At 36.1% G+C, this 21,939-nt stretch carries 25 protein-coding genes and 1 riboswitch; of the genes, 7 read left to right on the top strand and 18 right to left on the bottom strand.

Annotation, left to right across the window (positions count from 1 at the left end):
• Positions 1–191: 191 nt before the first annotated feature.
• Entirely contained in the window at positions 192–335 is a 144-nt protein-coding gene (locus JOC75_RS16500; RefSeq protein WP_476703449.1) for a YwzD family small protein, read from the bottom strand.
• 309 nt (positions 336–644) lie between these two features.
• Here JOC75_RS16500 and JOC75_RS16495 point away from each other — a divergent pair, with 309 nt between their 5' ends.
• Complete coding sequence (locus JOC75_RS16495) at positions 645–2,276, top strand: SWIM zinc finger family protein (RefSeq protein WP_204955090.1); 1,632 nt, start codon at positions 645–647, stop codon at positions 2,274–2,276.
• A complete protein-coding gene (locus JOC75_RS16490) occupies positions 2,269–5,034 on the top strand; it encodes a DEAD/DEAH box helicase (protein WP_204955089.1) in 2,766 nt (921 codons plus the stop codon). Before JOC75_RS16495 ends, JOC75_RS16490 begins: the two co-directional genes overlap by 8 nt.
• A 169-nt stretch (positions 5,035–5,203) precedes the next feature.
• On the opposite strand, the gene JOC75_RS16485 is transcribed toward JOC75_RS16490, so the two are convergent.
• From JOC75_RS16485 to JOC75_RS16470, 4 genes are all read right to left on the bottom strand, one after another.
• A complete protein-coding gene (locus tag JOC75_RS16485) occupies positions 5,204–5,608 on the bottom strand; it encodes a hypothetical protein (RefSeq protein WP_204955088.1) in 405 nt (134 codons plus the stop codon).
• Between the two features lie 78 nt (positions 5,609–5,686).
• Positions 5,687–5,956 carry a hypothetical protein gene (locus JOC75_RS16480; protein WP_204955087.1) on the bottom strand — a complete coding sequence of 90 codons (270 nt, stop codon included), beginning with the start codon at positions 5,954–5,956 and terminating at the stop codon, positions 5,687–5,689.
• Between the two features lie 230 nt (positions 5,957–6,186).
• A complete protein-coding gene (locus JOC75_RS16475; RefSeq protein ID WP_146950259.1) occupies positions 6,187–6,531 on the bottom strand; it encodes a single-stranded DNA-binding protein in 345 nt (114 codons plus the stop codon).
• A gap of 173 nt (positions 6,532–6,704) precedes the next feature.
• Entirely contained in the window at positions 6,705–7,112 is a 408-nt protein-coding gene (locus JOC75_RS16470; protein ID WP_204955086.1) for a hypothetical protein, read from the bottom strand.
• 282 nt (positions 7,113–7,394) lie between these two features.
• Here JOC75_RS16470 and JOC75_RS16465 point away from each other — a divergent pair, with 282 nt between their 5' ends.
• Both JOC75_RS16465 and JOC75_RS16460 read left to right on the top strand, forming a co-directional pair.
• Positions 7,395–7,805 (top strand): helix-turn-helix domain-containing protein, encoded by a 411-nt coding sequence (locus JOC75_RS16465; protein ID WP_204955085.1) that lies wholly within the window; start codon positions 7,395–7,397, stop codon positions 7,803–7,805.
• A gap of 57 nt (positions 7,806–7,862) precedes the next feature.
• Entirely contained in the window at positions 7,863–8,309 is a 447-nt protein-coding gene (locus JOC75_RS16460) for a YwpF family protein (RefSeq protein ID WP_204955084.1), read from the top strand.
• A gap of 80 nt (positions 8,310–8,389) precedes the next feature.
• On the opposite strand, the gene cotJC is transcribed toward JOC75_RS16460, so the two are convergent.
• From cotJC to JOC75_RS16420, 8 genes are all read right to left on the bottom strand, one after another.
• A complete protein-coding gene (gene cotJC, locus JOC75_RS16455; protein ID WP_204955083.1) occupies positions 8,390–8,959 on the bottom strand; it encodes a spore coat protein CotJC in 570 nt (189 codons plus the stop codon).
• A 57-nt stretch (positions 8,960–9,016) separates the two neighbouring features.
• Positions 9,017–9,283 carry a spore coat protein CotJB gene (locus JOC75_RS16450; protein WP_204955082.1) on the bottom strand — a complete coding sequence of 89 codons (267 nt, stop codon included), beginning with the start codon at positions 9,281–9,283 and terminating at the stop codon, positions 9,017–9,019.
• 6 nt (positions 9,284–9,289) lie between these two features.
• The gene (locus JOC75_RS16445; protein WP_204955106.1) at positions 9,290–9,541 is read right to left on the bottom strand and encodes a spore coat associated protein CotJA; all 252 of its coding nucleotides are present in this window, start codon (positions 9,539–9,541) and stop codon (positions 9,290–9,292) included.
• A 527-nt stretch (positions 9,542–10,068) separates the two neighbouring features.
• Positions 10,069–10,386 (bottom strand): hypothetical protein, encoded by a 318-nt coding sequence (locus JOC75_RS16440; protein ID WP_204955081.1) that lies wholly within the window; start codon positions 10,384–10,386, stop codon positions 10,069–10,071.
• 191 nt (positions 10,387–10,577) lie between these two features.
• Positions 10,578–11,018, bottom strand: a complete 441-nt coding sequence (gene fabZ, locus JOC75_RS16435) for a 3-hydroxyacyl-ACP dehydratase FabZ (RefSeq protein WP_146950252.1) — start codon at positions 11,016–11,018, stop codon at positions 10,578–10,580.
• 104 nt (positions 11,019–11,122) lie between these two features.
• A complete protein-coding gene (locus JOC75_RS16430; RefSeq protein ID WP_204955080.1) occupies positions 11,123–11,407 on the bottom strand; it encodes a DNA-directed RNA polymerase subunit beta in 285 nt (94 codons plus the stop codon).
• A gap of 12 nt (positions 11,408–11,419) precedes the next feature.
• Complete coding sequence (locus tag JOC75_RS16425) at positions 11,420–12,256, bottom strand: flagellar hook-basal body protein (protein ID WP_204955079.1); 837 nt, start codon at positions 12,254–12,256, stop codon at positions 11,420–11,422.
• 15 nt (positions 12,257–12,271) lie between these two features.
• A complete protein-coding gene (locus JOC75_RS16420) occupies positions 12,272–13,123 on the bottom strand; it encodes a flagellar hook-basal body protein (RefSeq protein ID WP_204955078.1) in 852 nt (283 codons plus the stop codon).
• 336 nt (positions 13,124–13,459) lie between these two features.
• Positions 13,460–13,548, top strand: a riboswitch (cyclic di-GMP riboswitch).
• A gap of 38 nt (positions 13,549–13,586) precedes the next feature.
• On the opposite strand from JOC75_RS16420, the gene JOC75_RS16415 reads away from it, so the two are divergent.
• Positions 13,587–14,489, top strand: coding sequence for an amidase (locus tag JOC75_RS16415; RefSeq protein WP_204955077.1), 903 nt, complete (start codon positions 13,587–13,589; stop codon positions 14,487–14,489).
• Between the two features lie 546 nt (positions 14,490–15,035).
• On the opposite strand, the gene mreB is transcribed toward JOC75_RS16415, so the two are convergent.
• From mreB to JOC75_RS16395, 4 genes are all read right to left on the bottom strand, one after another.
• Positions 15,036–16,037, bottom strand: coding sequence for a rod shape-determining protein (gene mreB, locus JOC75_RS16410; protein WP_204955076.1), 1,002 nt, complete (start codon positions 16,035–16,037; stop codon positions 15,036–15,038).
• 155 nt (positions 16,038–16,192) lie between these two features.
• A complete protein-coding gene (gene spoIIID, locus JOC75_RS16405; RefSeq protein ID WP_026563140.1) occupies positions 16,193–16,468 on the bottom strand; it encodes a sporulation transcriptional regulator SpoIIID in 276 nt (91 codons plus the stop codon).
• A 903-nt stretch (positions 16,469–17,371) separates the two neighbouring features.
• Positions 17,372–19,021 (bottom strand): sodium:solute symporter family protein, encoded by a 1,650-nt coding sequence (locus JOC75_RS16400; RefSeq protein WP_204955075.1) that lies wholly within the window; start codon positions 19,019–19,021, stop codon positions 17,372–17,374.
• Between the two features lie 95 nt (positions 19,022–19,116).
• Positions 19,117–19,419 (bottom strand): DUF4212 domain-containing protein, encoded by a 303-nt coding sequence (locus JOC75_RS16395; RefSeq protein ID WP_204955074.1) that lies wholly within the window; start codon positions 19,417–19,419, stop codon positions 19,117–19,119.
• Between the two features lie 465 nt (positions 19,420–19,884).
• On the opposite strand from JOC75_RS16395, the gene JOC75_RS16390 reads away from it, so the two are divergent.
• Positions 19,885–20,310 (top strand): VanZ family protein, encoded by a 426-nt coding sequence (locus JOC75_RS16390; protein WP_204955073.1) that lies wholly within the window; start codon positions 19,885–19,887, stop codon positions 20,308–20,310.
• Between the two features lie 37 nt (positions 20,311–20,347).
• On the opposite strand, the gene JOC75_RS16385 is transcribed toward JOC75_RS16390, so the two are convergent.
• Positions 20,348–21,253: a stage II sporulation protein SpoIIQ gene (locus tag JOC75_RS16385; protein WP_204955072.1), complete on the bottom strand. Its 906-nt coding sequence runs from the start codon at positions 21,251–21,253 to the stop codon at positions 20,348–20,350.
• Between the two features lie 154 nt (positions 21,254–21,407).
• Here JOC75_RS16385 and JOC75_RS16380 point away from each other — a divergent pair, with 154 nt between their 5' ends.
• Complete coding sequence (locus JOC75_RS16380) at positions 21,408–21,779, top strand: VanZ family protein (RefSeq protein ID WP_204955071.1); 372 nt, start codon at positions 21,408–21,410, stop codon at positions 21,777–21,779.
• The last annotated feature ends 160 nt before the right edge of the window (positions 21,780–21,939 follow it).

The following is a 21,939-nucleotide window of genomic DNA, read 5'->3' as shown; positions in this document are numbered from 1 at the left end:
TTGTACTAACTGATTTAACATAAGGGTTACCAGAAAGTGCTTTAATCTCTTTCTCTGTAAATATCTTTTTACTCATTCTGTTTTTCCCCAATCCCCATTTTTTCTCTTAATTATACAAAAAAGTACCCCATAGGTAGACTTTTTTTAAGTGTCTGCTCTATAGGGTACATTTTAAAAGGCGCTCAGTTTTTTCAAGATGCATATATTTTTTTCAATTGTGTAACAAGGTCTTCAACAAATTCTATCGTAGTAACGTCGTTCGTTTTCTCACCTTTATCATATGCGCTTAAGAGAATTTGTAGCAGCTCTTCTTGTTTCAGCTGATTTTCTTTCATATTCCACAAATATCCTTTCCGGTTTACATTTTCAGACAATATGGGACTATTATACTTGTATTCTGACAAGCTTGCAAGATGTTAATAATTGGTACTTGTGTACATTTTCCAACAATAAAATGTTCGAAAGTAGCTTTCTTTTTATGTCCCCGATTCAATCTTGTACGAAACCTTTTTGATGAAGGCTTTTTGAGTTATAATGAAGAAATTAGGATTTTTAAATTATCTTATATTTTTTACATATATTTTGTCTTGAAGTCATTTACACTTTTCAAGACGTTTGGCATGTATGAAAGGGGTCCATACCATATGCTTGGTCGAGAAATTAGTAAGGAACTTGTGCTTGGTGCCGGTGAACAATTGAAACAGCTGCTGTCTCCTCATAATGAAGAGGATCGAAATTTAATAAAAAAGGGGCTTATTTTATTTCGTCAAGGCAGTATTTATAATGTGAACACGACAACTCATACTGTTTCAGCAAAGGTTCAGGATGTAACAAGTGTCCAGGTTGAGCTTGATTTAGATGATATTGTGATGAGCACATGCACATGTCCTTATGAAGGGATATGTCGACATCGCATCGCTACTTTCCTTTATGTATATGCAAGTGTAGACAGAGTCGGAACATTCGTTGACCTTTGGAAGGAAGAAAAGTCAATAGATGATGTGCTTAGAAATGTCCGTAAAGCAAGCACATTTTTGAAGCCTGACAAAGATTATGAAGACTCCTCTCTTGCAAGCTGGATTGCTTTTTTCAATCGTGAGTATGATGAATGGCTTGAAAATGTACCTTCACAAAATCAGTTGTTTCAAAGCTTATTTCTTCATTATTATTCTAATTTGAAAAAAAAGGCGCCAAAATCTCCTGAGATGAAGCAGTTTTTTATCGTGCAGGCTTCTGTTACGGTATTTTTAAAAATTTTGCAGCTTATTAATGAGACGAAGCCAACTGACTATATGTTACAGCATATTATTTTTCCATATCTTGATCAGCTGATTGATAATGTTCAAAATGCGATTGCAGAGATGAAGCGCTATGCATTGCCATTTGCACTTGATCCACTTTTAGTTGATAGTGTTGAACGCTTTAGAGAGCTACTTTTCACAAGTAAACATTATCAATATGAACGAACGAGTTTGTATCAATTGTTATGGATCGAGCTATTGCGTCGAGATAAGTTTATCTCCATTGAACGTGAATGGCTTGAGGAAGAATTGGAGCAAATGGATAGAACCAATGAATCTTATGCGATTGAAATTGAGATAGCGTTGATGCATATGGATTTTCTTCAATCACGTGATGAAGATATCTTCAAGTCACTTGAACACTTATCGAGTGCCGCTCTACCTTTAACCTTTAAATGGGTTGAGGATATTATGAAAAAGAAAAACTGGAAGCGACTTTCAGGGTGGATTTCTTATTTATTAAATAATGCAACAGAATACATAAATAGCTCGATTCCTTTTGAGGAAAAACGATATACGGTGCGTTATATGATGAAGTTAATTCAACAGTATGCATCGGCGACCAAAGAAGATCAGTTGTATGAAAAGGCCTGTCGTAAAATGCTGCCTTTAACATATGCCGAATATCATGATTTGTTACTAGATAAGCAGCAGTATAAAACCTGGGTTGAGCTGCAAACTTTACTTGGATTTACGATTGATGAAATGGATTCCTACCTTTTAAAGGAAATTGAGAAAAGTGAGCCAGGTATCCTTGTTCCACTTTATGTAAAATCTGTTCAAGCTGAAATTGCGCTGAAAACGCGTGAAAATTATAAAATGGCCGTGCGGTATTTAAAACGAATTAAAGCACAATACAAAAAGCTTAAGCGTGAGGAAGTATGGGAGAATTATATCAACCAGCTTGCGATTGAACATAAGCGTTTACGTGCTTTTAAAGAAGAGTTAAAGAAGGGGAAGCTGATTCATGATTAATACAGTCAACATCATTGTTCATGCTGAAAAAATCGAGAACAATCATTTTTATGTCTACTGTACATCAAAACATGATGATACACCGCTTGGAATTGATGAATTTAAACGCTACCTTTTCACATGGCATGAATCATCTTTTTTCGGAACAAAGCTAGAGGATATTAGTTATATTGGCATCCCTGCTGTTCAGCTAACACCTTGGATGATGGTTGAGCTACTAGGAAAAGAAACCTACAACTCACTTGCGACCATCTCTTTTTCTGAGGATACAGAAAAATTGGCGAATGATGCTCACACGATTTACGAAACGATTAGCAATGGTGACTATCTGCCTGATTTCGAAGGCTGGAAGCAAGGTGTTACCCGCTTTAAAGATGCTAAAAATGAATTAAGTGGTTTTGCTCTTGAATGGTTTTCAGCTAGTATGAATGATCTGATTGAAAATGATAGCATTCTCCATGATGCTTGGCTTGATATCGTAGATGCGTACCCTGTTTTAATAAGCTATCTTGGTCATTTTATTGATGAAACGGACTTTCTTGAGAAAATTGGCTGGCATAAGGATGATACGCCATTTACAGTTGGATTACGTTTAAATGAGCCAGAATTAGATGGTGAGGATTGGCAGCTTGAAATCCTACTTCGAAGTAAGGAAAACGAAGATGAAATTTTCCACTTTCAAGGTACAGAGAATCTTCCGAAGAAATGGCGTCCCTTCACGGATAAAATTGAACGTGAACAAGATCGATTTGCAAATGTTGTACCATGGTTAAGCTTTCAAACTGGCACAACCTATATTACCGAGGATCAAGCGTGGTTATTTTTAACAGAAGCTAGTGAAACCTTAATTAATATGGGCATTGAAATCCTGCTTCCTTCTTGGTGGCAGGTTGTCAAAGAATCTCAACTGATGCTAAAAGCAAAGGTATCGTCTTCACCACGAGGACAGTCCTTTGTTGGCATGAACTCACTTATTGATTTTAACTGGCGCTTTGCGACAAATGGTGTGGAAATGAGTGAAGAAGAATTTACTCAGCTTGTTTCACAGCAGCGTCGCCTTGTGAATTTTAGAGGTCAGTGGATTAAGCTAGATCCAGCTTTCATTAAGCAGGTTCAAGCAATTTTGAAAAAAGCTGATCGCGAAGGCTTGCATTTATCAGATATTTTACATCAAGAGCTTAATGCAAAGGACATTGATGAAGATCAAAATGAAGTTCTTGATGCACGAGCATTTGCTAACATTCAAATTGAGCTAAATCAACAAATGAAAGGTATGCTTCGTAAGCTTTCTGATACAAGTGAGCTGCCGTCACATGAAATTCCTACGGATTTTCTTGGCACACTTCGTCCATATCAGCAAAACGGTGTGGATTGGCTGTTATTTTTACGAAGTGTTTCGTTTGGCGCTTGTTTAGCAGATGATATGGGATTAGGTAAAACGATTCAAATGATCGCATATTTTTCTTATGTGAAGGAAAAAGAAAAGCCTAAAACTCCATCACTGATTATTGCTCCAACATCTGTACTTGGGAATTGGCAGAAGGAATTTGAAAAGTTTGCCCCACATTTAAGTGTAAAGCTTCATTATGGAGCAAATCGTGCGAAGGCTAAAAAGTTTGATTCCTCGATCGCAGATTATGATGTTGTGTTAACGTCATATGGTTTATCACATGCTGATTTTGATGAAATGTCGAATATTACCTGGAGTACGGTTTGTCTTGATGAAGCACAAAATATAAAAAATGCTCATACAAAGCAGTCTCGCGCAATTCGAAAGCTGCATGGTCAGCATCATATCGCATTAACAGGAACACCGATGGAAAACCGCTTAACAGAGCTATGGTCTATTTATGACTTTCTAAATACCGGCTATTTAGGCAGCTTACATAGCTTTCATAAGCGCTATGTGCTTCCAATTGAAAAGGACCGAAATCTCGAACAAATTGAACAGCTTCAACGCTATATTAAGCCATTTTTACTTCGAAGAACAAAGCGTGATGAACAGGTTGCCTTAAATTTACCGGAAAAGCAGGAGCAAAAAGAGTATGTTCCACTATCTATTGAGCAAGCGTCACTTTACGAACAGCTTGTTAAAGATACATTTGATCAAGTAAATGCATTAGCAGGAATGCAGCGTAAAGCTCTGATTTTAAAAATGCTAGGAAAGCTCAAGCAAATTTGTAATCATCCAGCACTTTATTTAAAGGAAGTTCAACCAAAGCAGCTGTTAACTCGCTCACATAAAATCGAAAAAATGATTGAACTCACAACATCGATTCGCGAGCAGCAGGAAAGCTGTCTGATTTTCACTCAATACATTGGTATGGGTGAAATGATGAAAAGCTTGCTAGAAAAAGAGCTAGGAGATAAGGTGTTATTCTTAAATGGAAGTTTGATGAAAAACGAGCGAGATCGTATGGTCGAATCGTTCCAAAACAAAGAATACCCAATCTTAATTCTTTCATTAAAAGCTGGGGGAACAGGCCTAAACTTAACTGCTGCCAATCATGTCATTCACTATGATCGCTGGTGGAATCCGGCCGTTGAAAATCAAGCAACAGATCGTGCCTACCGAATCGGTCAAGAACGATTTGTTCATGTTCACAAGCTAATCACAACAGGAACAATCGAAGAAAAAATTGACGAAATGCTCGAAAAAAAGCAATCATTAAACGATGAGATCATCCAAAGCGAAAACTGGATCACAGAGCTTTCATCAGATGAGCTTGAAGAACTCTTTTCATTATCGATGAGTTAAAAATAACAACAGAGGGGTTATTTCAAAGTGGCAAAGCAAAAAGCGAAGAAACCTGAAGAAAAAAAAGCACCACAATGGGAGAAGCTTGTGAAATTAATCGAAAAAAAGGTTCAGAAGTAAAAGCAGCGCGGCAGTCATTTGACTGTCGTTTTTTTATTGTTTGTGCGGCTTATACTTCTAGTCTTTTTTCGATATTATTTAGCTTTGTGTCGTGGATACCTGTTTTGCTGCTTAGGTAGTCGATGTCAGTTCTAATTTTGTGTACATCAGCTGCATAGATTGAAAATGCTTCTCTATGTTGTTCTAATTCTGTTTCTATTTTAACAAAATGGCTGCGGAATTCAGATGCATGGTTTTCAATTGTTGTGATAATATGTTGTTGATTGTTTTCCAGTTTTGTAAACTTTCTATCGATTGACTCAAATTTCTCTTCAACATTCGCAAACCTTCTGTCAATTGACTCAAATTTTTCTTCAACATTCGCAAACCTTTTATCGATTGATTCAAATTTTCCTTCCATAGTAGTAAATTTACTATCAATTGATTTCATAAAAGCTTTTAGCAACTCTTCCATTTTCATCAACTCCTTTTAGTATTATTATATCATTTTTTATGTCGTGAACAGCCCTCACCATATTAAACCAGTTCTTAATTATATAAAATTGGCTTTGTTTATTATATTATTTTCATAAATTTCATTTGCCCAAAATTCTGAACCCATATGCTGTGCCCACTCAATATCATTATCTATCTTCTCTTGTATTTCTTCTGAATAAACAAGTTCCATTGCTTCATTAAAACCCAAATGGTACTCCACTTGCAAAACACGCGCAATTCGATTTTTAAGTTTAGGAGATCCTTTATCTTTTTGAGATTTAATGCTTTCTTCAAACTGCTTAATTAAAAATTGATCTGATTTCATATTTAACACCACCTTATTTTTGTTTATAATAAAATTCAGCTTTTTGTCACAGTAGATAATTTCACTATACAAATTGTATAATTTCAGATTACCTTTCCACATTTTAAACTCTTCAGTACTCTTAAAAAATCGGCTGATTATTTAATATAATAACCAGCCACATGCAAAGAGGAGTTAAGGGGAAACTATTGATTCTTTATGCTACAGACACTTTTTGAGGATATTACTTTTTATTCTTGTTCAACTAGCTCTCGGGGCTTGCTGCTCATGAAGCGAACAGAGTCAGCCACTACTTCTGTTACGTACACTCTGGTTCCTTCCGCGTTATCATAGCTTCTTGTTTGGAGCCTTCCAGACACACCAACAACTGACCCTTTTCGGCAATAATTAGCTGTGTTTTCTGCTGTTCGTCTCCAAACTGTACAGTTCACAAAATCAGTTTCAATTTCTCCTGCAGAATTTTTAAAATTACGACTAACAGCCAGTGTAATGTTGGCAACAGGTGCACCATCTGCTGTATAGCGAATCTCTGGATCCTTTGTAAGCCTTCCTACCAAAATTATTTGATTGATCACTGCATTCCTCCTTTCTTTTCGTGTACATTCGTATTGTAATAGATTGTGAGTAATTGGAAAAATGAGTAAAAAATAATTATCCGGACTGATTTTGCTTTGAAATGATATTATTACTTTAAGATTTTGTTTTTTACTACTAGCAAATTCTATTTTGCGAAAGAATTCTGTTATTTTCATTGTTTCCTTTCTAAATCTGGAAGAGGCTGTTGTGAGTTCATTACATATGAAAAGTGCTTTTCTCCAGTGAAGTTTAAATTATGTAGTATGCTTTGAATTGGGTAAGATGAAAAGGTTTCATCATCAAGAGGTACTTGTTTGAAGTGATGTTGTAGATGATCCCATTCGAAATATGTAATGGATAGGTTTTTTTGTTTTAATTGAAAGGTTATGCGCAAAATATTGTTTTTATCAAAAGTTTCATATTGAATTTCAACTGTAGCATTCAAGAGAATTCTATAATTGTAGTATAATGTATCTACTAATGTTCTCTCTGCTAATCGCAAAATCACTTCTTTTTTGTTTCTTCTTTTTGATAAAGTATGCTGATTAGATTTAATAGATTTGAGTTTAAAAGGAATCATTTCATATGACCTCTTTTCCAATTTTATACTGTAATTATATTCCATATTATATTAAGCGAATAATTTAGTTAATCTAAAATTCGGCTAAATTTGACAATATACTGGTAATTTAGTCGTTTATCTCATTCACACGTCAATTATTTCAATTTTTCTCGATATAGGTCGAATTATCTATTACGGTACAGAATTTGCACAGTTGTTAGAATGATCTGAATTTGTACATTAGCAAATAAAATACTCCATTACGATAAAAGAAGCATGAAGAGGGGATTTGTTGATTCAATGAGAGAGGTAGAAAAATTTCAAATGAATCTTAAATACTATCGAGAAAAAAATGGCTGGTCACAGCAGCAGCTTGCTGAAATAATTAATGTATCACGACCAGTTATCACCCGTCTTGAAACAGGTGAACAAGTGCCTGACTTAACCTACTTGCTTTCGTTAAGTAATGCCTTACATGTGAGCATCGATCATCTAATTGGTCGAGATCACCAAACAAATGAATTGCTATATGAGGTAGATGGAAGATATCATACAGAGCAACAATTGTCTCATATAATTGATTATTTAATAAAACAGCCTAAAATGGTTACGATTTTGAATCAGTTATTATTAGTTAAAACGAAGGATCGCAAAATTATTGAAGAAATGCTCATGACAATTATCGAAAAATCGATAAAGATTTCAGAGTAATTTGCTGTTCATTTTCATATGTTATACTAAAGAAAATGAGCGAATGAGGGTGAAGCAATGAAAACATTTAAGCTTGTTAATTTAATGATGGGACAAGAAGGTGTTAGTCAGGATGAAGTTAGTCCAAAAGAAATACCTTTAGAGGATGGTCTTGTTCTGAACAGAGAAGATGGAGAAAACTCTTGGTTAATTGAAGCACTTGTTCCAAAGAAATATGACTCTTATTTTCAAAAGCTACTAGAAGCTGAAACAAAAGAAAAAGTCTATGTGACAATTTCAAAAAAAACAAATACACCCGCTCAAATTCTTGCCCGGGTTAAAACAATCGTCCCACTTGACGATCATATATCCGTCTTACTAGATGGTCGCCTTTTAACATCAAGACCAATTCACGATCCAGAAGAACTGCTGCAATCATTGATGGAGCAAGGTTTAACAGGTGAGGCACTGATGAAGGAATTCAAGCTGAATATCAATCAACGTAAAGAAACGACGAAATTATAGAGATTAGGGACTGCACTTGTATAGAGTGTAGTTTTTTTGTATATAAAGAAAAGCCCGGAATACTTTCCGGACCAGACTAGCTAAAATATCTTCTTACGATCACGCTCATCTTTCAGAATTTCAACTGCTTCTCTAAAACGCTGTGAATGGACAATCTCCCGTTCTCTTAAAAATGCTAAACTATCATTTAAGTCAGGATCATCTGACATATTGATAATCCATTGATATGTGGCTCTAGCTTTTTCTTCTGCAGCAATATCTTCATATAAATCAGCAATCGGATCTCCCTTTGCTTGAATATATGTTGCCGTAAAAGGTGCACCCGCTGCATTGTGATAAAACAATGCCGAATCATGATTAACATAATGTGGCGCAAGACCTGCTGCTTTAAGCTGTTCAGGTGTTGCATCTTTTGTAAGTTTATAAATCATCGTTGCGATCATTTCTAAGTGAGCAAATTCCTCTGTACCAATATCATTTAATAACCCAACAACCTTATCTGGAATGGTGTATCGCTGGTTCAGATAACGTAGCGCTGCCGCTAGCTCACCATCCGCTCCACCATATTGTTCAATTAAATATTTCGCCAACGTTGGATTACACGTGCTTACCTTAACGGGATATTGAAGCTTTTTTTCATATACCCACACTTATATCGATCTCCCCTCATATGTAGTAAGTAGGCCGGAGATATTCCCGACCGTCCTTTACACTTGCCAAGGCCAAGGTGCAGTTCCCCAAGACCAATTCGCATCCGCAAAACTTCCCCCATATTGCTGGAGCATGCCAAATTTCGATTCAAAAACCTGTTTTAACTGTTTGCTTTGTACAGCAGCTTGATTAAATTGCTGCAACGCCTGCATATCGTTCGGGTGTGTATCTAAGTAAAGTGTTAACTCGACCAACACAAAATCAATTGCCTGAATCTCCCCTAACAGCTGGTAATACTCATCTGGCAGTTGCTTCCCACTCAAGATTCACTACCCCCTTTTTGCTTCATAAGGATTTTTGTATGGATCATATAACGCTGGCCAAAGTGTTCCCCTTTTTAACGCAGCCTTCGGAGAATATTGCTGTAGATTAGGTGGCTGAAACCCCATATACAAATGAGGTGGAGTTGAATAATACTTCACACCAATGGGTGGACACGGATCAAAACGACTATGAAACGGCTGATAAGTTTTCATATACGAAAGCTGCTGCTCATACGGAGCATTCACATTTTTCACCATTAACACCTCGATTTTTGAGATCATAAGCACTAACTTTTTATGTGCTCTCTTACATCCTATTCGGAGTGGAAACTCTAATATGTATGTTTTTGGGGAAAAATGAATGGGGGGAGTGGTGGGACTGGGGGTGGACTGGGGGTCAGACCCCAAATTGTTCTGCTTTCCAAAAAATAATACAAAACTACAGTGTTTCTATTAATAATGTATAAAATGGGGGAGACATTTACCAAGAGACTACTAAAATAGCAAATTTTTTTAAAAATTTATTCACGATGCTAGCGAATTTCCCTCCAGAATTTAATTTTATCGGCGATTTTTGAGATTTATCGGCGATTCCGGCTATTTATCAGCGATTTTTAAGATTTATCAGCGATTATGCGAATTTATCGGCGATTCTTCAAAATTCGACAAATCCAGCACTGCTCTATACAATGGTCCTTTAGCACGCTGAGGGACAGTCCCCCCCAACAAGTAGCCCACAACCAAAAAAAGGCCAACATCTCATGTTAGCCTTTCCCACTCAAAAATTATTGATTATTTTCCTTATCAACGTCGCCATTTTCTTCTGTTAAGTCAGTGCCTGTACCTTCTTCAACATTTTCAGCACCTTCTTCTAGCATGTCGCCTGTTTCATCCATGCCTTCTTCAACATTTTCTCCGCCTTCTTCAAGCATATCTTCGCCTTCATTAACGCCTTCTTCCATTTCTTGCTCTAATTCTTCACCTGGAGTTTCCTCCATTGTATCTTCTGGTGGTGCTGGATCTTGATCATCTGCAGCACAACCAGTTACGATCATAGCCGCAAGTAGAGAACCTGATAAAGTTAAAAACCACTTTTTGCTCATAATTATTGCTCCTTTCAATTTTGACCTTTTTAGTATTGTTACGGTCTTTGCTTATGTTTCCCAAACAAATTTATTTCATACACACTTTTACTTTCGGCCGATACAATTATATAGACAAGTTTTCAATTCATAAAACCTTTCCACAAAAAAAGAGACAATTGACCTAATTCTAGTCAATTTGTCTCTTCTGTTTATTCTTCAGCTTTTTTCTCACCTAGCGCAAACATAATTTCTGTTTCACACGCTACTTCACCGTCAACAGTTGCAATGGCTTTTCCTTTTCCAAGTGAACCTCTTAAACGAGTAATTTCCACTTCCAAACGAAGCTGATCACCAGGTTTTACTTGTCTTTTAAAGCGACAATTATCAATTCCTGCAAAAAATGCTAAGCGCCCACGATTTTCTTCTTTTTTCAAAATCGCTACTGCACCTACCTGTGCAAGAGCTTCAACAATTAACACTCCTGGCATGACTGGATAATCAGGAAAGTGACCATTGAAAAACTCTTCATTTGCAGATACATTTTTAATGCCTACTGCTTTTTTCCCTTCTTCAATTTCAAGAACACGATCAACTAGAAGAAAAGGATAACGATGAGGGATAATTTCTTTAATTTGTTGGATATCAAGCATATGTATAAACTCCTTAGTGTTTATTTAGACTCTTTAAAATCTTTTTCTTATACAACAAAAGGAAGGTATTTTACCTTCCTTTATGAAAAAGTATAACTGTGTATTTATTTTTTTTCAACCAAATCAATGATATGCTGCCATGTTGATTTATCTAAAGCATCTTCTGGATTTCCGTTGCCAATCACTCCATAGCCGACAACAAGTCCAGCAATTACACTTATTCCCATTAAGACAACAACAAGGAGTACTCTTAACCAAATTGGCAGTAGTCGAACACGGATTTTAGGAGAACTCTTTTTTTCCTCAGTGCCCTCCTGCTCCTTTTGTGTCTTTTTTGCTTTTTTTAATTCTTCTCGAGTGTATGTTTTAGTCGTTTCTTTTGCAACCAATCTTCATAACTCCTATCTAACGCCATTAATTAATCCCAGCATTTGATCACCAAGTGTGACTGTTTTCGCATTCATCTGGTATGAACGCTGTGAGATCATTAAATCGGTCATTTCCTTCGTTAAATCAACATTGGACATTTCAAGTGCTCCTTGCTGTACAGCACGATCCGCGCCATCAAGGAAGGTTAACACATCATTGATCTGAATATCTCCTAAGTCTTTTAACCCATAAAGATTATTACCATTTTCAATTAGCATCTGTGGACGATCCACCCCAACAATACCAAGCTCAAAGATTTGCGGAAGCTCTGTATCATTATTTGGAACAGTAGATAGTGTGCCATCCTGGGAAATAACAATTTCTTTAAAATTATCATTAAGATAAATCGGATCCTGATTTTCGTCTAACACACGATTTCCACTTGCAGTTGTTAGCATAAAACGATCTGTGCCATCAGTTGTTGGAGATAAATATAAAGCTCCATCTCTTGTGTAATTGATCTCACCATCAACATCTATTTGTAAAAATTGATTTGGAACAGTTAATGCAATATCAAGAGAACGACCAGTTTGTTTAACACTACCTTGAGTAAAAACAAGTTTATTATTTAACTTCGCACCTACACCCTGCATAATTCCCAGCTCATGATTCAAAATAAGCTTGTCTTCAAGCTCATTAGCTGTTTCTTTTGTGTTTGTAGTAAACTGCTGACGAACAAGCTCTGAAAATGCAGTTTCAGTTCGTTTGAATCCTTGAGTATCAACATTTGCTAAGTTATGGCCAATTCTATCAAGCTGCTTCTGAAATTGTGTCATTGAATTAGTCGCTGTAACCATTGAGCGTAACATATTTTGAACCTCCTATTATCTTAAGCGGCCTATTTCGTTTGCGGCCTTGTCCATACTTCTATCATATGCTTGTAATACTTTTTGGTTTGCTTCAAACGATCGATAAGCTGTCATCATATCTGTATAAGTACGCCCAACATCAACTGTTGAATTTTCCAAGAAGTTTTGTCTTAGGTTATATTGAATATTTTCGTTATTAATAGCTGTTGGTAAAACACCTTCATCAGCAGTACGGTATAAACCATTACCTTCTTTAACTAAATTACGTACATCTGCTTCAAATCTCACATCTATTTGTCCAAGAAATTGCTCTGCTGCAGGAAGGTCACGATTATAAACCTCACCATTTTGAGTAACTTCATAATTACTTGTTTGAATCGAAATAGGCTGACCATCTGTTGATAGTACTGTATTTCCGTTTGAGAGTAGTATTCCATTATTATCTAGTGAAAAATTCCCATTACGTGTGTATCTCTCATCACCAGCCGGCGTCTCAACTGCGAATAGTAATGCTCCTTTAAGGTTTGTTTCAGGATTAAATGGAACATTTTCTTCAACTAATGCAACGTCAGATTTCAAGCCAGTTTCCTTTAATCCACCTTGAGTGTAATGGTTACTTAGCTCTTGTAAATAAACACCTGTGTTAATTGAACCAATTGGTGTCATTCCTCCAAAGTTTGCGCCATTTACAGTAGGTACTGATTTATTATCCAGCCTTTGTAGCAGCATCTCTGGAAACGCACGAACAGAGCCTTGATCTGCTTTATAGCCTGGAGTTTGAGAATTTGCCATGTTGTTTGAGAGCATTTCAGTACGTCTTTGTTGCGTTAACATTCCTGCTGTTGCTGTATATAAACCTCTTAACATTAGTGCACCCACCTTAATTATAGTAGTCCGAACAATGAATTCCTTTCGACAGAATTCCCTATCTTTCATTATAAAGGAGATGGACTGTTTTCTCATCACATTTTTTTAGGAAATGATTGTAATTTTAAAATGAGCAACTAATGTATTATTTTTTTCTTTATCTTTTTTTGCAAAAATAACTTCATATCCTTTGAAACAGATCCATTGTACTATATAAATTAAAAGCCTCAATTTCAATGTTATCAACCTTTTAAAAAGATACTAATCAAAATATATATTATAGGTCTAATAACCTATATTAATCTCTATAGTAAGTCTATATACTTGAGAAAAATAAATTGAAAAAGGCAAACTTGTCGAAAGATAAGGACGCAAAGCTATGGACCTAACCAATGATTTCATTGTACGGTTGCCAAGCTGCCAGGCTCCCTTTATGAGCCTCGGGCTGAAGGGAGAAAAATTGATGAAGATCGTAAAAGGTTTCATTTGTGGAATCATAGCTTTATTTGTTTTAGGTAGTCAATTAGGAGTTATTGGAATGAACAACAAAGTACATGCAATAGATGACTCTACATTACCCGAGTATTCAACATGGTTATGGGATACAGTGAAAATCGTAAACGAACGTGAAGCAACTCTTACGTTTTTAGAAGAAAAACAAGTAAAGCATGTTTATTTACAAATTAATAGAAATATAAATGCAACATATTATAAAGAGTTTATTAGTGAAGCAGCCAAAATGAACATCAAGGTTTATGCTTTAGATGGTGATCCAAATTGGGGACCAACGACAAAAGGCTTTACGAACTTCTTAAACTGGGTAACCACATATCAACAGAGTGCAGGCGTTAATGAAAAATTTGTAGGCATTCACCTTGATATTGAACCATACCTATCACCACTATGGACATCAAACTACAAAGCGGCAGTTAATAAATATCAAAATGCATTAATAGCAGCTTCAAAAACAGCAAAATCTCTAGGCATTTCATTTGCTGTTGATATTCCGTTTTGGTTCGATGAAATGAACTTTAAAAACAAGCATGGTAAAGGAAATCTTGCACAATGGACGATTGGATTAACAGATGAAGTATCGATTATGGCTTATCGCGATAAAGCTGTTGGTCCTAACGGTATTATTGAGTTAGTCAAATATGAAATGAATCTAGCAAACACACTTAACAAAAAAGTGAACATTGCTGTTGAAACAATGAATTTAGGCAATGATGGATTTTTAACTTTCTACGAAGAAGGACAAGCTGAAATGAATACACAATTAGAGCTTGTACTAAATTCTTACGGAAACTACCCAAGCTTCAATGGATTCTCTATTCATCATGTTGGTAGTTGGATGGAATTGAAGTAAATAAAAATTTTATTAAAAACACCTAGAGGCTGGGACATAATTAAAGAAATCATTCATAAAGAGGAATAAACCTAAATTCAGTTAAGTTGAAAGAAACATTTTCGTTCCATTGCGCTGCAGACATAAGATTCGCCGGGGAGGAAGCTAAGCCTCCTCGTAAGCTGCGCGCCTGTGGGGTCTCAGCCTTTCCTCTGCACCCGCAGGAGTCAAATGTCTTCCGCTCCATTCCACTAATTCTTAAAAATAGTATGCAAATAAAAACCCGAACTTAGATGAATGTTTAATTGACATATCACCTAATAATTCGGGTTTTTCATTAGCTTAAATACTTTTGCCCCATCCTCTTTTTCTTAGATCATAATTGTTTCTCTTATGAAATATCCTGCGGGCTCAGCGGAAAGCGAGCAATCTGGAGTTCCAATCAACCATACACTATATAGTTTTCAAAATGATAAAGTTCAGGAAAATAAAAAAGAGCTAAGTTCCCCTAGCTCTATTTCATATATATATTAAATTTTTCGAGGAATTTATCCGTAAAGAAATCAATCAACCAAATTTCTTACGTGGTAATTTATCCATGTTATCCAGCATGATTCCTGTTCCAATTGCCACACAATCCATTGGTGCTTCTGCAACTAGTACTGGTACCTTAAGCTCTTCAGCTAATAGCTGATCAAGTCCGTTTAACAAGGCACCACCACCTGTTAAAATCACACCACGATCAATAATATCAGCAGATAGCTCTGGAGGAGTACGTTCTAGTACACTTCTAGCAGCTTGTACGATCGCAGCAACTGGTTCACGAAGTGCAGATTCCACTTCTTTTGAATTTACAGTAATTGTGCGAGGTAAACCTGTTACCATGTCGCGTCCACGAATGTTAATTTCTTCATTACGTGCACCTGGGAATACAGTTGCAACATTAATCTTAATGTCTTCTGCTGTACGCTCACCGATAAGAAGCTTGTACTCTCTTTTAATATAATTTAAAATTTCAAGGTCGAACTTGTCCCCTGCCATTTTAATTGAAGAGGCGGTGACGATATCGCCCATTGATAACACTGCGACATCTGTAGTTCCACCGCCAATATCAACTACCATATTTCCATAAGGTTGGAAGATGTCCATTCCGGCACCAATTGCTGCTACCTTTGGTTCTTCCTCAAGATAAACGTTTTTTCCACCGCTTTTTTCAGCAGCTTCTTTAATCGCTTTTTGTTCAACAGATGTAATATTAGTTGGACAACAAATAAGCATACGTGGCTTAGAAAACAGGCCTTTTACATTTAGCTTATTTATAAAATGCTTTAACATCGCTTCTGTTACTTCGAAATCAGCAATTACGCCATCCTTCAATGGTCGAATTGCAACAATATTCCCAGGAGTACGTCCTACCATACGTCTTGCTTCTTCACCTACAGCAAGAACCTTTCCGGAATTCTTGTCTAACGCAACAACGGATGGTTCATTTAATACAATTCCTTTACCTTTAACATGAATCAGTACATTAGCTGTACCTAGATCTATACCAATATCCCTCGCAAACATTCTATCTATATCCTCCTTGCATATCTCATTCCCGTAATAGTTTAACCTAATTAAATATTTTATCATAAATTCGCAAAAATAGTATGATTTTGTAAAATAATTTCGCGGGTTTATGTAGGGAAATGTCGATTTACAAAAAATCTATAGATAGACGCTTATTTCACTGGCTCTTCTTCTAAAATCTCGTCCTTCTTGTACTTAAGCTTTGTTGCTTCACCACCACGAAGATGCCTTATTGATTTATGATAATCAAGTATTTCCTTTACCTCATTGGCAAGATCAGGATTAATTTCAGGTAACCTTTCCGTTAAATCTTTATGGACGGTACTTTTGGAAACTCCAAATTCCTTCGCAATCACGCGAACTGTTTTCTTTGTCTCCACGATATACTTCCCAATCTTGATTGTGCGTTCTTTGATGTAATCGTGCACACCACTCGACCTCCCTAATATGGATGTGAGAAGTGTGAAATGAGACTCGCATACCAAGTATCTTTGGCTGAATTTCTCTTAGATGATCGTATGTTGCCTCTATTACAGCGATTAAATTTTACACTCACGATCCCTCACCTCAAACACTCTCTTTGATAGGTTTGTAACATTTTATTAGCTTGGGTAAGGATATATGCAAGAAAACTCAAGTGGGACAAGGCATTCTTTAAATTTTTTTGTTAAATCCTTATTTATCTAAGGAAAACCTTATGTTTTGCTGTTAAAAAATATTTATTTTTACACTTAGGTAATATGGAAAGAAGATTATTTCCCGAGAAATTTGTCGAGTTAAGAGTGAAACTAATGAAGAAAATGTTATAGATGGAAATGTTTACTATAGCCTTGATATTTGCTATTTAAAAGGTATTCCATTTTGGTAGAAAACATAACTCATAAAATTGTATTTTTTGGCTATTTTCTCGAGGCCCATGGATCTTGGCATGTAAAGTTAGTTTAGCGGGGTATGATTTCCGCTCCAGGTTGCTCGCTTTCCGCGGGGCGGGCGGTGAGCCTCCTCAGCGCAAGCGCCTGCGGGGTCTCACCTGTCCCGCTAGTCCTGCAGGAGTCTCGCACCTTGCGCTCCAATCAACATAATTAGTTTGTAGTAATAATGAGTTAAAGCAGATCCTTAAAAGACTCTTTTATAAAGTTATATTTATCTAAATTAAGTTTAAAAAGAACAATCACTCTGAAACCATTTTCATATAAAAACATACTCCTTTTCCCCTATGTAAATTAATTAGGGATATCAACAATTGAAGCTAGTCCATTTTTCTCTCTCTAAAAACCAAAAAAAGAACAATCATGCCACTAAGCACAATTGTCCTAAATTTACTATTCAACTTAATCCATCCAAACCTCGCCATCTTTATAAGTCATTTGCTCAGGGTAACGAAGATTCAGTACTTCCTCTTGAGCTTTAATTGAAGGTGGCTTAGTAGACAGAGAAACAATGACATTCGTTAAGATAGCTGCTGTAGCCCCGAATACACCTGCTCCTGTGTCAATTATACCTAGAATAGTAATACCACCATATTTAGCTAAGAAGATGTAGGCTAGTGTTACACCAAGTCCTGCTAGCATTCCGGATATTACTCCATAGGTATTAGATCGCTTCCACCATACTCCGATTAATAAAGCCGGGAAGAATGTTCCTGAAGCAAGCGCAAATGCCCAAGCAACAATTTGAGTGATTGCTCCTGGTGGGTTTAGAGCCACTAATCCTGCTAAAACAGTAGCAATAACGATCGACCAACGAGCAACAGCTAAACGATTCTTTTCAGAAGCATTTGGTTTTAGAACTCTGTAGTAAATATCATGTGCAAATGAAGATGAAATAGCAATCATTAATCCACCTGCAGTTGATAATGCTGCAGCCATGGCACCTGCTGCAACTAGACCGATAACAAATAAACCTAAGTTGGCAATTTCTGGTGTGGCCATAACAACAATGTCATTTGAGATAATCAGCTCGCTCCATTGAAGAATTCCATCTCCATTGGCATCAGCTATTTGTAGTTTCCCCGTATTAACCCAGGAAGCTGTCCATGCTGGTAGCTCTGATAGCTTTTGTCCCGCCACCTGTGTCATTAAGATAAAGCGTGAAAACGCAGCATAAGCAGGTGCTGATAAATATAAAAGTCCGATAAAAAGTAAAGCCCAAGCTCCAGACCATCTTGCCGCTTTCATTGTTGACACTGTGTAAAAACGAACAATAACATGTGGTAAGCCTGCTGTACCAGCGATTAAGGTAAACATGAGTGCTAAGAATTGCCATTTTGTTCCATTGGTAAATGGTGCGAAATATTCAGAGATTCCTAGTTCTCGATCAAGTGCACCCATTTCTTCTACGATTTTTCCGTAGGATAACCATGGTGCTGGATTACCTGTGATTTGTAGAGACATAAAGATTACCGGAATGATATACGCAATAATTAAGATTAAATACTGAGCAACCTGTGTCCATGTAATCCCTTTCATTCCACCGAATGCTGAATAAAATGCAATAAGCACAACCCCTATTAATGTACCAATCTTTGCATCTATTTCAAAGAGTCGTCCAATAACAACTCCAGAGCCTGAAAGCTGACCAATTGAATAGGTAAAACTAATAATAATTGTACAAATTGCCGCAATGACACGAGCTGTATGGCTGTTATAGCGATCACCGATAAACTCGGGCACCGTATAACGTCCATATTTACGAAGCTGTGGTGCTAACAGAAAGGTTAGTAGAAGATATCCTCCAGTCCACCCCATTATATAGGCAAGTCCGTCATAGCCTAATAGCATGATTGTTCCTGCTAAACCAATGAAGGAAGCAGCACTCATCCAGTCAGCTCCGATAGCCATTCCGTTAAAGATCGGTGGAATACCGCGCCCTGCTACATAAAAGTCTGATGTTTGTTTCGCCGTATTATAAATTGCGATCCCAATATATAAAGCAAATGTGACTAAAATAATCGTTAATGATACTAAAAATTGTGCGTCCATGAAGATCCCCCTTTTGTCTCGAGCATTCCTCTTCCCACTATCTCCCCTCGGATAGCTGATGTTGACTCACAGATGATTCATTTTAATCCTATAAATTAATGATCAACTGTTTTACCTTCACTTAACTGAACATTTTTATTTTCATCAATACCATATTTTTTATCGATACTGTCACTAACCTTTGCATTAACAAACAATAAAAGAATAAAAATAACAATTGCACCTTGAGCTCCCATGAAATAATGGAATGGAAAGCCATTGACAGTGATTCTACTTAGAGGTTCGGCAAACAACACCACTCCAAATGAGGCAACAAACCCGATTAGTAAATAAATAATAATATTGCGTGTTCGTTCTTTAAAATATGCATCCGCAACCTTTTTCTCAATCTTTTTCATAAAGCCACCTCCATAAGGTTATAAAGCATACAGTTTTTTACGATAAACTAAAAATAAATTTTAATGTGTCAATAAATGAAGCTGGTACGAGAGCAATTTGCACAATGAAGTAGAGTAGTAGTGATAGAACTGGTATTAGTAAGAATTGAGGCTTTTTTTTTCGAAAGCTCATAAACAGGCTAAAACCTGTTATGCAAAAAATTAGTAAGATGAACAATTGAATATCCCTCCTTTTCGTTGTAAGCGTTACCATTATTACGCATATTTGTTCACCTTTTTGACACATTTGATGTAATTACTTTTTTATTATGAATTGAACATACCGATCGGTCAATACTTTTTAGAAAATTCAGGATTATTTTCACAGACAATTCGCTCGACAGAAATCGATAACTGATTAGGGAAATAAATAAATTTCAATTTTGATGGTATTTCTGTTACTTTAACAAAGGGGAGGGTTCTTAAATGAAAAAGTTAGTACTATATCTATGCTTTACGTTTTATCTTTGTTTCCTTTTTTATTTATTGTTTTTCTCACAATACCGGAGATCTGTCGAAGGAATTTTAGCTTATAACTTTATTCCTTTTAAAACAATAGATGGGTATTTTTCAGTTTTCTCTGGATTTTCACTAACTGATCAATTTGTTGGGAATATTATTGCGTTTCTACCATTTGGGTTTCTGATTGTCCTCCTTATACCAAAGCTAACCTTTGGAAGGACTTTGATTTTTACATTTTTATTATCATTATGTATTGAGTGTTTACAGATCGGGTTTCGTGTAGGGGCTTTTGATGTGGATGATTTATTGTTGAATACATTGGGTGGGGTTATTGGCTTTGTTTGTGCTTTACCTTTTTCAACAAAAAAAATTGAGGTTGATCTCGAGTGAAGTGAGTTCAACCTCATATAAAAGATATCATTACAAATTAAGAGTTTGTTGTATTGGTTGATGCCTCAGGCTGAGTAGAATCTTCGCTTCCTTCAGTTTCTCCCTTTTGGGCATCTTTGTCTGTTTCTGGAGATTTCTCATCAGACTCTTCTACGCCTTCTTCTTTAGGAGTTTCTGAATCTTCTGCTGGTGCTTCTTCTGCTGGTGCTTCTTCTTCTTTAGCTTCTTCTGTAGCTTGCTCAGTTGTAGCCTCTTCAATGGATGTTACCGGCTTGTCCATATAAGTTAGAGGATTAACAGCTTTTCCGCTTTGACGAACTTCAAAGTGTAGGTGGATGCCATCTTCTTCATTATAAAGATTTTTTCCAGCTTTACCGATTAGTTCATTTTGCTCTACTTTATCACCAGCTTGTACACTTGCTTCAGCTAATGATTGGTATACTGTTACAACATCATTTTCATGCTCAATTTCAACAACATAACCTAAAATCGGATCTTTTTCAGCTTTTGATACTGTACCACTTAAAGATGCTACAACATCGAAATCCTTTTGATCTTCTCTTGCAATATCAATACCTTTGTTCATTCTATACGTATTGTTGTAGAATACAAGGGCAGCTTCTTGTTCTTCAGTAGAAGCATTTGCATCATAAAACTTTTTCACAACTTGTACTTGATCTGGATCAACTGCAGGCATTGCAAAGTTTTCTTTTAAAGCATTAACTTCAACTGCTTCTGGTTGTTCTAATGCAACATCTTCACCTTGATTATTTTGTTGGTTAAGATCTTCAGCTACATCGTTGCTAATTCCTTGATACCATAATACCGCCGTTAAGATTACTGCTGCACTCATTAGGTAAATTGCCGGAAATACCCAACGTTTTCTAAAAAATTGATTTAATTTTGTGTTTTGAGAAGTACGTTTCTTTTCTTCCTCTCTCATTCTATCATCACCTCAGAAATCAGTCTGAACAGATTTCCGGAATTATATACACATCTTTAAAAATATTTTTTAAAATTTAGTATGCACTATGTTTATAATAATATGTACAATATGAAAAAAATCTTAAATCATGAGGTTTAACAAGGAGTTTACTATGAAAAAAGTTCTCTTTACTATTTTTCCCCTTCTATATATGGGGCTAATCTGGACGCTATCCAGCTTCCCAGCAGATGCAGTCGTGAATACACCTTTTTCGTTTGATTCCCTTATAAAGGAGTCATTACATCTTATTGAATTTGCGATTCTTTATTGGTTATTAGCCTTTGCCTTTATCCAACACAATAAGTGGAATGAAAGAATGAGTATTGTTGCTGCCGTTATTGCTATCTTATATGGACTAACTGACGAAATTCACCAATCCTTTGTACCAGCTCGATCAGCTACGGTGATTGATTTTGTCAAAGATACAATTGGTGTTGTTGTGTCTTATATGATTGCAAAGAGAATTTATTTTACGAAGAAATAAAATAGAAGCTATGAACGTAGATGGATTGAATTCCACCTATGTTCATAGCTTTTTATATGGAATAGTTAGTCGGTTTTTGTCGAAAAACTAATATATCATGTGTTTTAGCAAATAAAAAGATGATTCGAGCAAATAAACTTGTTAGTTTAGCAAATAAAAT

Origin of the sequence: Metabacillus crassostreae (genome assembly GCF_016908395.1) — a bacterium.
Taxonomy (GTDB): Bacteria; Bacillota; Bacilli; order Bacillales; family Bacillaceae; genus Metabacillus; species Metabacillus crassostreae.
The sequence above is the reverse complement of the archived record's forward strand: the minus strand, read 5'-3'. Positions and strand labels throughout refer to the sequence as shown.